General features: G+C 58.8%; 12 protein-coding genes. 8 read left to right on the top strand and 4 right to left on the bottom strand.

Going from position 1 to position 11,572, the window contains the following annotated elements:
* Positions 1-585, bottom strand: coding sequence for a uracil-DNA glycosylase family protein (locus BW958_RS17165; RefSeq protein WP_076577130.1), 585 nt, complete (start codon positions 583-585; stop codon positions 1-3).
* A gap of 94 nt (positions 586-679) precedes the next feature.
* Between BW958_RS17165 and rarD the strand changes: the two genes are divergently transcribed.
* Positions 680-1,570 (top strand): EamA family transporter RarD, encoded by an 891-nt coding sequence (rarD, locus tag BW958_RS17170; protein ID WP_076577132.1) that lies wholly within the window; start codon positions 680-682, stop codon positions 1,568-1,570.
* A gap of 1 nt (position 1,571) precedes the next feature.
* Positions 1,572-1,856 (top strand): GIY-YIG nuclease family protein, encoded by a 285-nt coding sequence (locus BW958_RS17175; protein WP_076577133.1) that lies wholly within the window; start codon positions 1,572-1,574, stop codon positions 1,854-1,856.
* 106 nt (positions 1,857-1,962) lie between these two features.
* Here BW958_RS17175 and hldE read toward each other — a convergent pair whose 3' ends face one another.
* Entirely contained in the window at positions 1,963-3,390 is a 1,428-nt protein-coding gene (gene hldE / locus BW958_RS17180; protein WP_076577134.1) for a bifunctional D-glycero-beta-D-manno-heptose-7-phosphate kinase/D-glycero-beta-D-manno-heptose 1-phosphate adenylyltransferase HldE, read from the bottom strand.
* A gap of 154 nt (positions 3,391-3,544) precedes the next feature.
* Between hldE and lpxL the strand changes: the two genes are divergently transcribed.
* On the top strand, positions 3,545-4,465 hold the full coding sequence (gene lpxL / locus BW958_RS17185) for an LpxL/LpxP family Kdo(2)-lipid IV(A) lauroyl/palmitoleoyl acyltransferase (RefSeq protein WP_076577136.1): 921 nt from the start codon (positions 3,545-3,547) through the stop codon (positions 4,463-4,465).
* A 40-nt stretch (positions 4,466-4,505) separates the two neighbouring features.
* Here lpxL and BW958_RS17190 read toward each other — a convergent pair whose 3' ends face one another.
* Positions 4,506-5,411 carry a CYTH domain-containing protein gene (locus BW958_RS17190; RefSeq protein ID WP_076577137.1) on the bottom strand — a complete coding sequence of 302 codons (906 nt, stop codon included), beginning with the start codon at positions 5,409-5,411 and terminating at the stop codon, positions 4,506-4,508.
* 172 nt (positions 5,412-5,583) lie between these two features.
* Here BW958_RS17190 and BW958_RS17195 point away from each other — a divergent pair, with 172 nt between their 5' ends.
* Together BW958_RS17195 and BW958_RS17200 are read left to right on the top strand one after the other, a co-directional pair.
* Positions 5,584-6,264 carry a TIGR00153 family protein gene (locus BW958_RS17195; RefSeq protein WP_076577139.1) on the top strand — a complete coding sequence of 227 codons (681 nt, stop codon included), beginning with the start codon at positions 5,584-5,586 and terminating at the stop codon, positions 6,262-6,264.
* A 20-nt stretch (positions 6,265-6,284) separates the two neighbouring features.
* A complete protein-coding gene (locus BW958_RS17200; protein WP_076577140.1) occupies positions 6,285-7,553 on the top strand; it encodes an inorganic phosphate transporter in 1,269 nt (422 codons plus the stop codon).
* 62 nt (positions 7,554-7,615) lie between these two features.
* Here BW958_RS17200 and BW958_RS17205 read toward each other — a convergent pair whose 3' ends face one another.
* Positions 7,616-8,854: a multifunctional CCA addition/repair protein gene (locus tag BW958_RS17205; protein ID WP_076577142.1), complete on the bottom strand. Its 1,239-nt coding sequence runs from the start codon at positions 8,852-8,854 to the stop codon at positions 7,616-7,618.
* Positions 8,855-8,992: 138 nt separating this feature from the next.
* Between BW958_RS17205 and mutY the strand changes: the two genes are divergently transcribed.
* Genes mutY through mltC form a run of 3 tightly spaced genes read left to right on the top strand, consistent with a single transcriptional unit; the run spans position 8,993 to position 11,450 of the window.
* The gene (gene mutY / locus BW958_RS17210; protein WP_076577143.1) at positions 8,993-10,057 is read left to right on the top strand and encodes an A/G-specific adenine glycosylase; all 1,065 of its coding nucleotides are present in this window, start codon (positions 8,993-8,995) and stop codon (positions 10,055-10,057) included.
* 8 nt (positions 10,058-10,065) lie between these two features.
* Positions 10,066-10,338: an oxidative damage protection protein gene (locus BW958_RS17215; protein ID WP_076577145.1), complete on the top strand. Its 273-nt coding sequence runs from the start codon at positions 10,066-10,068 to the stop codon at positions 10,336-10,338.
* A gap of 8 nt (positions 10,339-10,346) precedes the next feature.
* Positions 10,347-11,450, top strand: a complete 1,104-nt coding sequence (mltC, locus tag BW958_RS17220) for a membrane-bound lytic murein transglycosylase MltC (protein ID WP_076577146.1) — start codon at positions 10,347-10,349, stop codon at positions 11,448-11,450.
* Positions 11,451-11,572: the final 122 nt, after the last annotated feature.

The raw sequence follows: 11,572 nt of genomic DNA on the forward strand, positions 1-11,572 counted from the left end.
TTAGCGCGCCAATAGATCAGCCACTCGTTGGCGCAGCACCGGCAAAATCTCGGCTTCAAACCAGGGATTTTTCTTTAGCCACAAGGTGTTGCGTGGAGATGGGTGGGGCAGCGGCAACAGGTGTAAGCGCAACTGCGCCCATTGGCGCACCGTCTCGCCCAGCGTGCCTTTCCAGTCGCTGCCCAGATAATACTGCTGGGCATATTGCCCAATCAGCAGCACTTGCTCGATATGCGGCATCTTTGCCAATACTTCGCCATGCCAGCGCGGCGCACACTCAGGGCGCGGCGGCAGATCGCCCGAGCGGCCCCGGCCGGGGTAGCAGAGCCCCATCGGCATGATGGCAACCCGGGCCTCGTCATAGAAGGTCGACTTATCGATAGCCAGCCACTCACGCAGCCGGCCTCCTGAGGCGTCATCCCAAGGAATACCGCTGGCATGTACCTTGGTTCCAGGCGCCTGACCGATAATCAGCAGACGCGACGTGGCACTACCACGGATAACCGGGCGCGGACCAAACGGAAGATGCGACGCACAGTGCGCGCAGGCACGAATGCGGCAAAACAGTTGTTCGAGTGTTTCCATGCCGCGATGCTAACCGATTTTTTGCACGGCTGCTTGCCGAGTGAACAGTAGCTCACTACACTGCGCGCAGTTTGTTTAATTTAATACACACATCATGCCGCTGTTATCAGGCCCGGGCGTTGTCGCTCTGGCCTTTGTCGTCTGGGGTCTGCTCCCGCTTTATTACCAATTTATGCCTCCCATCGATATGTGGGAGTTGCTGTCGCACCGGGTCATCTGGTCGGTGGTGCTGCTTACCCTGTTTTTGCGCATTACCGGCCGCCCGCTACCTTGGCAGCGCCTCTGCCGTGAACCGCGTCAGCTGCTGTTGATTGTGCTGGCCGGCCCCGTTATGTCGGTAAGCTGGAGCATGTTCACCTGGTGCCTGATCCGTGGCGAAGTGCTGACCACCAGCCTCGCTTTTTTCATGACACCACTGTTTAACATCGTGTTTGCCGTCGTCTTCCTGCGCGAGCGGCTCACCTTGCAAAAGCATCTGGCGGTCACGCTGGCACTCGCCGGGTTGGCCTACATGCTGTTCCAATATGGGGAGCTGCCCTGGTTCTCGCTGGCGATGGGAGCCAACTTCGCCTTTTACGGTCTGCTTAAGAAAAAGGTGCGCTACGCTGCCGATCACAGCCTGCTGCTGGAGGCTCTGGTCCAACTGCCTGCCGCGCTCGTGTTTGTTGGCTGGCTCTATATGAGCGAAACCCCAGCGCTGTTTTTTGATGGCGATAATCTTGCCAGAGCCATGATCATCGGCAGTGCTCTGGCCACCCTGGTCCCGGTTGGCATGTTCTGCTACGGCATGGCTCAAACCCGGCTGAGCACAGTGGGATTGCTGCAATATATCGAGCCGAGTCTGGCTTTCCTGCTGGCCGTATTCTGGTTTGGCGAGCAGCCAGATCCCATCAAGGCGGTCGGCTTTATGTTTGTCTGGGCAGGCTTGCTGGTTAGCCTGTTGCCGCTGCATCGCTTGCGTCGCAAGCACTCCCTGCGAGCCTGACATGAGCTGGCACCTCTATCTCATCCGCACCGCTCATGGCGCGCTCTATACCGGTATTACCACCGACCCCGAGCGACGCCTTAAACAGCATCAAGCCGGCAAAGGCGCCCGCAGCCTGCGCGGTAAGGGGCCCCTTGAGCTGGTGTGGCAACAGGAGGTGGGTGAGCGCTCACGCGCACTGCGGCTTGAATATCGGCTCAAACAACTGACCAAGGCCGAGAAAGAGCTGCTAGTCACGCACCCCACCTACTGGCAGACGCTTTTACTGCGCCTCGAGCCGACCTGAACGACCTGAACGACCTGAACGACCGTAGAAAATACAGAAACAAAACGACCGGCATCAAGCCGGTCGTTTGGATTGAATATTGCAGAGTAACTGAAGCGCGTGACGCTTAGCCACGCTCGCGAATGGTCTTAATGATATCGGTGGTGGAGCAGCCGTCTTCAAAGTTGAGAACCAGCACCTCACCACCATTGGCCGTCACTTCCTCGTAACCGGCGATATCTTGCGGCTTGTAATCGCCGCCCTTGACCAACAGGTCGGGCAGGATCTCGCTGATCACCCGCTGCGGCGTGTCTTCTGCAAACGGCACCACCCAGTCCACGGCACCCAGCGCCGCCAGCACCGTCATGCGCCGATCGGTCGGGTTCACCGGACGACCCGGCCCCTTAAGGCGACGCACCGATTCATCAGTGTTAACAGCCACAATCAGGCGATCACCCAGCTTGCGGGCATTGGCGAGATAGGAAACGTGACCGGCGTGCAGAATGTCGAAGCAGCCATTGGTCATTACAATCTTCTCGCCGCGGCGACGGGCCGCCTCGACAGCCACCTTAAGCTGCTGCTCGGAGAGCACACCAAAGCCGCTCTCATGCTCGGTATAGAGCGCATTAGCAAGTTCAACCGGGCTGACGGTGGACGTACCCAGCTTGCCCACCACAATACCGGCAGCGGTATTGGCCAACGAGCAGGCCTCATCCAGACTCTTGCCGGCCGCCAGTGCGCTAGCCAGCGTGGAGATGACGGTGTCACCGGCGCCGGTGACGTCATACACTTCATGGGCTTGCGCCGGCAGGTGCAGTTCGCTCTGACCATCGCGGATCAGGGTCATGCCGTTTTCCGAACGGGTTACCAGCAGGGCATCCAGCTCGAAGCGGCGTACCAGCTCGAGACCGCGTTCTACCAGCTCTTGTTCATTCTTGACCTTGCCCACCACGGCTTCGAATTCGGACATGTTGGGGGTCAGCAGGGTCGCGCCACGATATTTTTCAAAGTCGGTACCCTTCGGGTCGATCAGCACGGCCACACCGGCGGCGCGAGCACGCTTGATCATGCCCGGCACGTCGTTGAGTGCCCCTTTGGCATAGTCAGAGAGGATCATGACGTTGTGCTGCGGCAGGGCAGCTTCAATCTTCTGCATCAGCAATGAGGGATCGACTGAGTGGAATCCCTCTTCAAAGTCGAGACGCAGCAGTTGCTGATTGCGCGACAATACCCGCAGCTTGGTAATGGTCGGATAATCGGCCAGACGCACGAAATCACAGGCCACCTTCACTCCGGCCATTTGCCCAGCCAGCGCATCGGCCGCTTCATCCTGACCAGTCAGCCCCAGCAGAGTCGCATTGGCGCCCAAGGCAGCCGCGTTGAGGGCCACGTTGGCCGCGCCACCCGGACGCTCCTCGATATGCTCGACCTTGACCACCGGCACCGGGGCCTCCGGAGAGATACGGCTGCTCGGGCCGTGCCAGTAGCGATCCAGCATGACATCACCGACAACCAGAACGCGGGCTTTGTCAAAATCGGGTAGGGAGATCTTCATGGAAGTGGACTCTCAAACGGGGAAAAAACTGCGCGGATTCTATCACGGAGATGTGCCGGTCACACCAGTTCAGGGGTCAAGGAATTGATAACCAGTCCCCAGCGCGGCGCTTTTCGGCTAGAATCCGCCACTTCGAGATGTAAAAGGAGACCCCATGGCTGCCGACAATATGCCCCGTCTCACCCCGGCCCTGTTTCATCCCCGCTACTGGCCCCAGTGGCTGGGGCTCAGCCTGTTGTGGCTGCTGGTGCTGCTGCCTTGGCGCTGGCAGATGTGGATGGGCCGCAAGTTAGGTCATCTGGCCCTCAAATTGCTCAAGTCACGGGTCAAGGTGGCGCGTCGCTCCATCGAACTGGCCATGCCCGAGCTCTCTGCTGCCGAGCGTGAAACCCTGCTGGCCCGCAACTTCGAGAGCGTCGGCTGCGCCATTTTCGAGGTGGGCATGGCCTGGTTTTGGCCCGACTGGCGGATGCGCCAGCTGATGCGGGTGGAAGGACAAGAGCACCTGATCAACGCCCTCGAAAAAGGTCAGGGCATGCTGCTGCTCTCCTGCCACTTTCTCACTCTGGAGCTTAATGCCCGCTGCTTTGGCTTGCTGCACCCCGGTGTTGGCGTCTATCGCCCCAACACCAATCCAGTCCTGGAGTACGCCCAGTATCACGGCCGCTGCAAGTCGAACAAATATCTGGTCGATCGCATCGACGTGAAAGGGATGATTAAAGCGCTGCGCGCCGGCGACGCGCTCTGGTATGCACCGGACCATGATTATGGCCGCCATGCCAGTGTCTTTGTGCCCTACTTTGCCGTGGAGCAAGCGGCCACCATTACCGGCACCGCTACCCTGGCCCGGGTGAAAAACACAGTGACCCTGCCTTGCTACAACATTCGTGACGAGCACGGTTATGTACTGCACCTGGGAGCACCGCTCGAGCATTTCCCAACCGGTGACGAGACGGCAGATGCCATCCACACCAATCAGGTCATCGAGCAGGCTGTGCGCCGTGCGCCTGAGCAATATATGTGGCTGCACCGCCGTTTCAAGACGGTGCCGCGTGGCATGCCAAAGCGCTACTAAGCATCCGGGGCCGGGAAACCGGCCCTTTTTATTGCAGCGATCAGTGAGTTTGCAGCCAGGCGCTGAGTGTCAGTAGAAACGCTCCGTATGCCGGCATATAGAGCGCCTCTTGCGCAGCGCCGCTCTGCCAGCGGGTCAGCCACTGTGACAACTCGGGTTGCCACGGCAGTCCTTGCGACAAGGCCAGTAATGCCGCCCCACTTTGCGCCATTCGCTCTGCTGAGCCCGCCACACCAGCGAGCCAGGCGCCTTCGTGAAATTGCAGATCGTCGGCAAGCGCAGCAATCTGCGCATTCAACGGGCCATCGACTGCCAGTGGTTGACGCAGCGCCCATGGCTTGGCCTGACCGGCCAGACGATAACCGCGCTGCGCTTTGGATTGATGGCCGGGGCGCAGCTTACCGCTCTGCACCAGTGCCAGCGCCAGCTGGAACAGCCCATCTACCGCCCCATCCTTAAGTTCCAGCTCGAGCTCTAAAATCGGCTCACGGCCCTGGGCGCCTTCAATCTCACCCTCGTCCCGCGCCAGTTCGATGCGGGTGCCCGCGAACTCCACCAGCCAGGTAGTGCGCTTGAAATCGGTGCGAAACAGCGGGATCAACGCCTGTTGCAGCGCGACCACGTCGCTACCGGCAGGCCAGATTTCCTCAGGGAAAGCCGACAACTGCGGCATCCCCCCTGTCACCGGAGCATTGTATTCAGGGCGGGCATGCAGACCACCCACCACCTGACCGCGGCACTTGATGGTCTGCTCGGCTTGAGCGTCCCAGCGGCGAATCCGCAACCCCATATCTAACTGTCGCAGTGAGAGCGTTGGCGTATCAAGATAGGTGTTTCCCAATTCGCAACAAGATTGCTCAATAATCGTTAACGATGGGCTAATAACTGAAATATCAAATGGCGTTTCTGGATTTATACAGAATTTAATTTCAATTTCTTTGCTCATGATGGGTTCCAGACAGACAAGGCAACAGAGCGGTAAAAATCAGACCCGTTCGAAGAAACATGCCCTTAATAATCTTGGGTGAATTTGCGGTTTTATTACACCGGCAGTTCGGTTACCATTCGCGCCTTGTGACAGGCTTATCGCGTGTTTTTTCACCGAATCAGGATTGGCCATGCCAGTTAATACTATCCTGGGGCTTTTTGCCAAGTCCCCCATCAAGCCGCTGCAAAAGCACATTGCCAAGGTGCATCTGTGCTGCGAGCAGCTCGTTCCCTTCTTTGATGCCGTTGCCGAAGGTCGCTGGGAAGATGCCATGCGCATCCGCGGCACCATCGCCCAGCTGGAAAAAGAGGCTGACGTCCTCAAACGCGAAATTCGCCTCAAGCTGCCCAACGGGCTCTTTATGCCGGTTGCCCGTACCGATCTGCTTGAGCTGTTGACCCAGCAAGACAAGATTGCCAACCGGGCCAAAGATATCTCCGGCCGCATGCTGGGCCGCCACATGGAGTTTCCGCCCGAGATGCGCGCTGACTTCATGGCCTATCTCAAACGCTGTATCGATGCCACGGCTCAGGCCGAGAAAGCCATCAACGAGCTTGATGATCTGCTTGAGACCGGCTTTAAGGGACGTGAGGTTGAGGTCGTCGCCGAAATGATCCACCAGCTGGATCTGATTGAAGATGACACCGATGCCATGCAAATCGGGCTGCGCCAGCAGCTGCAGGCGGTTGAAAAGGAATACAACCCAATCGATGTGATGTTCCTCTACAAGATCCTCGAATGGATTGGTGATCTGGCTGACCAGGCTGAGCGCGTAGGTGCCCGTCTGGAATTGATGCTGGCTCGTTCCTAACCGCGCAAGAGTATACTGCAATGGAAATTATTGCCCATTACGGCACCGCGCTGGTGCTCATCGCCGCCGTGTTTGGCTTCCTGATGGCCTGGGGTATCGGCGCCAATGACGTGGCCAACGCCATGGGGACGTCGGTAGGCACCAAGTCGCTGACCATCCGCCAGGCGATCATCATCGCCATGATCTTCGAATTCGCCGGGGCCTATCTGGCCGGTGGTGAAGTGACGGCTACCATCCGCAACGGTATCATCGATCCCAATGCGTTTGTCAACGCACCCGACCAGCTGGTGCTCGGCATGATCGCCTCGCTGCTGTCGGCCGGTGTCTGGCTGATTGTGGCTTCCTACTTTGGCTGGCCGGTCTCTACCACCCACTCTATCGTCGGCGCCATCGTCGGTTTCGGCGTGGTCAGTATCGGGCCCGAGTCGGTACAGTGGGACAAGTTTGGCGGCATCGTCGGCTCCTGGGTCATCACTCCGGCCATCTCCGGTGTCATCGCCTACTTCATGTTTACCAGCGTACAGAAGCTTATCTTCAACACTGACGACCCGCTGGCCAACGCCAAGCGTTATGTGCCTTTCTATATGTTTCTGACCGCACTGGTTATCTGTCTGGTCACCATCAAGAAAGGGCTGACCCACGTCGGTCTGCACCTGAGCGACGCCGAAGGGGTTCAGCTCTCCATTCTTATTTCGCTGCTGGTTGCGGTGGCTGGCTGGTTCTATATCCGTCGCCAGCACTACAACCTGCAGAGCCATGACAGCAAAACCCTCTATGCCAACGTCGAGAAGGTGTTTGGCATCCTGATGATCATCACTGCTTGCGCCATGGCCTTTGCCCACGGCTCTAACGATGTGGCCAACGCTATCGGCCCGCTGTCGGCAGTGGCGGCTATTGTGGGCAGTGGCGGCGAGATCGGCAGCAAGGCTCACATCGCCTGGTGGATCCTGCCACTGGGTGGCATCGGTATCGTTATCGGTCTGGCCACCATGGGTGAGAAGGTGATGGCAACCGTCGGCACCGGGATCACTCACCTGACGCCAAGCCGCGGCTTTGCCGCCCAGCTGGCAACCGCTGCAACTGTGGTCATCGCCTCCGGCACCGGCCTGCCCATCTCCACCACCCAGACGCTGGTTGGTGCCGTGATGGGGGTAGGTCTGGCCCGTGGCATCGCGGCGCTCAACCTCGGCGTACTGCGTAACATCGTGGTCTCCTGGATCATCACGCTGCCAGCAGGCGCTGTCTTCTCCATCCTGATTTTCTACGTACTGCGCATCTTTTTCTCCTGATACGCACCAAACAAAAAGCCCGGGTCACCATGGCCCGGGCTTTTTGTTGTTAGTCACGTCCATCAGGGAATGTCGAACGTCCACTCATCACGCACCCGGCTAATGGCATTGATGCGCTGCTTAGCAAGCTGCTCACGGATCTCTTCGCCCTTAAAACCGGCGGCAACAATCTCTTTTACCGGCACGGCCGCAGCGGCCTGATGGGCCTCTGCCACATAATCGGGCTGACTGTAGACTTTTTCCTCAAAGCCGGTGCGACCATGAAAATCGGCGCGGCAGGCAAGCAGCAACTCGGCAAAACGCTCCGGTCGGCGCCAGGCATCGGCCTTGTCGAATACCTTGAGCAAGGTCGAGGGTTTGAGCTCGAAGGCGATATGGATATGGGTGTGCAGGTCGCTCACCAGCAAGGCAAGGTCTCGGCAATCAGCCGGAACCCGCAATCGCTCGCACAAGTTACGAATTAGCGGCAGCCCTTTCTGACCATGACCGTGATGGCTTGGCCAAAATGCCTTCGGCGTCAGCCCCTTACCCACATCATGCACCAACGCAGCGAAGCGCACTGTCAGCGCCGGAGACAGGCGACAAGCCTGCTCAAGCGTCAGCATGGTATGCAGACCGGTATCCACCTCCGGGTGCCAGCGCTCCGGCGCCGGGACGCCATAGAGGGCATCAACCTCGGGGAGCAACACCGCCAGGGCGCCACACTCACGCAGCACCTCGAAAAAGATCTGCGGTGTCGGCCCAAGCAATACCCGTTCAATCTCCTTCCAGACCCGCTCCGGCGTAAGATGTTCCAGCTCGCCGTCTTTAGTCATCTTGCGCATCAGCGCCAGGGTGTCTGGCGCAATCGTAAACCCTTGCGCGTGAAAGCGCGCAGCAAAGCGCGCAACCCGCAGCACCCGCAGCGGGTCTTCACTAAAGGCTGGCGAAACATGGCGCAGCACTCGCGCCGCAAGATCAGCCTGTCCACCATAAGGGTCATACAGCTGGCCGTCGGCATCTTCAGCAATGGCGTTGATGGTGAGATCCCGGCGCAGCAAATCCTCTTCCAGCGTCACATCCGGTGCGGCATGGCAGACAAAGCCGGTATATCCCTGCCCCTGCTTGCGCTCGGTTCGGGCCAGTGCATATTCCTGCTGGGTTTTGGGGTGCAGAAACACCGGAAAGTCGCGCCCCACCTGGGTAAATCCCTGCGCCAGCATATCTGCAACACTGCTGCCCACTACCACATGATCACGATCGCCGACCGGCAGGCCGAGCAGGCGGTCACGCACGGCGCCACCCACCAGATAGATTTGCAAGGGACTCTCCTTTTTGGCTGTTCGCCGCGATTATACCGGCTGAGCAGATGACTATCGACCCGAGCACTTTGACAAGACACTAACAGCGTTTTAACCTGCCGCCCCTAAGCAATGTCATAGCAACAAGAGTAGCGATGGATGCAGGCTAATCAGGCAACCTTTGCCAGCCGGGTGCTGGCCTGGTACGACGTAGCGGGTCGCAAGACCCTGCCCTGGCAGCAACAAAAGACGCCCTACCGGGTATGGGTGTCAGAGATCATGCTGCAGCAAACCCAGGTTGCCACCGTCATCCCCTACTACGAACGTTTTATGGCGCGCTTTCCCGATGTGATCACCCTGGCCGATGCACCGGTCGATGATGTGCTGCACCACTGGACCGGATTGGGTTATTACGCCCGGGCCCGCAACCTGCACAAAGCGGCGCAGCAGATCCGCGATCAGCATCAAGGGGTCTTCCCGGAGCACATTGATGAGGTGATGGCGCTGCCCGGCATTGGCCGCTCCACCGCCGGCGCCATTTTGTCGTTCTCCTTGGGTCAGCCCCACGCCATTTTGGACGGTAACGTGAAGCGGGTGCTCACTCGCTGGCTGGCCATGCCCGGCTGGCCGGGTCAAAAACCGGTGGAGAACCAGCTGTGGGAAGTGGCGATTCGCCTTACGCCACGCCAGGGCGTGCAGCAGTTCAACCAGGCGATGATGGATATTGGCGCCACGCTCTGCACCCGCAGCAAGCCGGCCTGCCAGCGCTGCCCGCTGGCCGAGGATTGTCAGGGACTCCTTGAGGGGGCGCCGCAGCGCTACCCAGAGGGCAAGCCGAAAAAAGCAGCGACGCCGGTCAAAAACGGTCTCTTCCTGCTGCTGCGTCACGCTAACCGGGTGTTACTGCAAAAACGACCGCCGCAAGGAATTTGGGGCGGCCTCTACTGCTTCCCGCAGTTTGATAACGAAGCCATGCTACACGCCTGGCTTAGAGAGGCTGGGATGGATCCGGCGCAGCTGCAGGAGCTGGCAGGCTTTCGTCACACCTTCAGCCATTTTCACCTCGATATTCGCCCCTTTCTGCTGACCCGTTCCACCGTGCTTGATGGCGGCGTCATCATGGAAGCCGATAGCACTCTCTGGTATAACTTAGCCCAGCCCGATGAGGTCGGACTTGCAGCCGCCACCCAGCGCCTGCTTGCCTATCCAGAACTAGCTCCATAGAGGTTTGCATGAGTCGTCTTGTTTTCTGCCAGCGCCTGAAAAAGGAGGCCCCCGGCCTCGATTTCCAGCTCTACCCCGGTGAGCTTGGCAAGCGCATCTTCAACAACATCAGCAAGGAAGCCTGGGCTGAATGGCAGAAGAAGCAGGTCATGCTGATCAACGAGAAGAAGCTCAACATGATGAATCTCGAGCATCGCCAGTTTCTCGAGAAAGAGATGGTCAGCTACCTGTTTGACGGAGCCGACGTCCAGATCGACGGATACACCCCGCCCAGCCCGTGAGAACAGCCATGAAGCGCTTCTGCTGCCTGCTGGCAGCCATGGTCATGCTGGGAGGGTGCTCCTCCTCTACCCCGAAGAAAGTCGCTCAGGATGATGATCTCGTCAACGGCAAGGATGTGCGCGGCTTCGAGCACATGATCGGTGCTCTGGCCCACAACGTTAACGAGATCTGGGGCCGTGAGGCGCTGTTTGCCGGCAAGTTTGACTACGTCAAATATACCGACCAGTATCGCAGCCGGGCCCACATCGATTTCACCAGCGGCCATATTCTGGTGGAAACCGTCTCAACCACCGACACCCGCGAACATCTGCGCCGCGCCATTATCGAAACCCTGCTGACCCCGGATGATCCGGCCGATGTGGATCTCTACTCGGATCGCGAGATCCTGCCGGGTAGCGACCCCTTCCTGTATGGCCAGGTGGTGGATAACGAGCGTCAGCCGATCCGCTTCCCGTGGCGCGCCGAGCGCTATGCCGACTACCTGCTCAACACCGCCCTGCGCAAACGCACACTGGGCATTCGCACCATCTATTACGTCGACATCGCCATGGTAGCCAACCATACCGATCAGCGTGGCTACAAATACGCAGCCATGATTCGGGCGGCGTCGCGTAAATACAATGTGTCGGAAAGCCTGATCTATGCGGTGATCAAGACCGAGAGCAGCTTCAACCCCTATGCGGTCAGCAGCTCTAACGCCTATGGCCTGATGCAGGTGATTCCCGATACCGCCGGGCGCGACGTCTATACCAAGGTGCTGGGCCGCTATGGTCAGCCAAGTCGTGAAGATCTGTTCAATCCGGCTTACAACATCGAGATCGGAACCGCCTATCTGCACCTGCTACAGAGCGTCTATCTGGCCGACATTCAGGATCCGCTCTCGCGTCGTTACTCGGTCATTTCGGCTTACAACGGCGGCGCTGGCAATGTGCTGCGCACCTTTGCCGATGACCGCACCATGGCGCCCGGCGTGATTAACCAGATGTCCCCGCAAGAGGTGTATCAGGTGCTCACCCAGCAACACCCGCTGGCAGAATCGCGCCGCTACCTCTACAAGGTCAGCCAGGCGGAGCGCACCTTCCGCGTCCCCAGAGTACGCAGCGCCGGCTAACCGTTTGGCCATGAAAAAGCCCCGCTCTGAACTGCACCCCAAAAGTTGGACGCAAATCCAACCTTTGGGGTATTTTCATGGCTAGGTATGACGAAAGTTTCAAGTTGACTGTAGTTCAAGAC

This window comes from Aeromonas sp. RU39B, from assembly GCF_900156095.1.
Classification (GTDB): domain Bacteria; phylum Pseudomonadota; class Gammaproteobacteria; order Enterobacterales; family Aeromonadaceae; genus Aeromonas.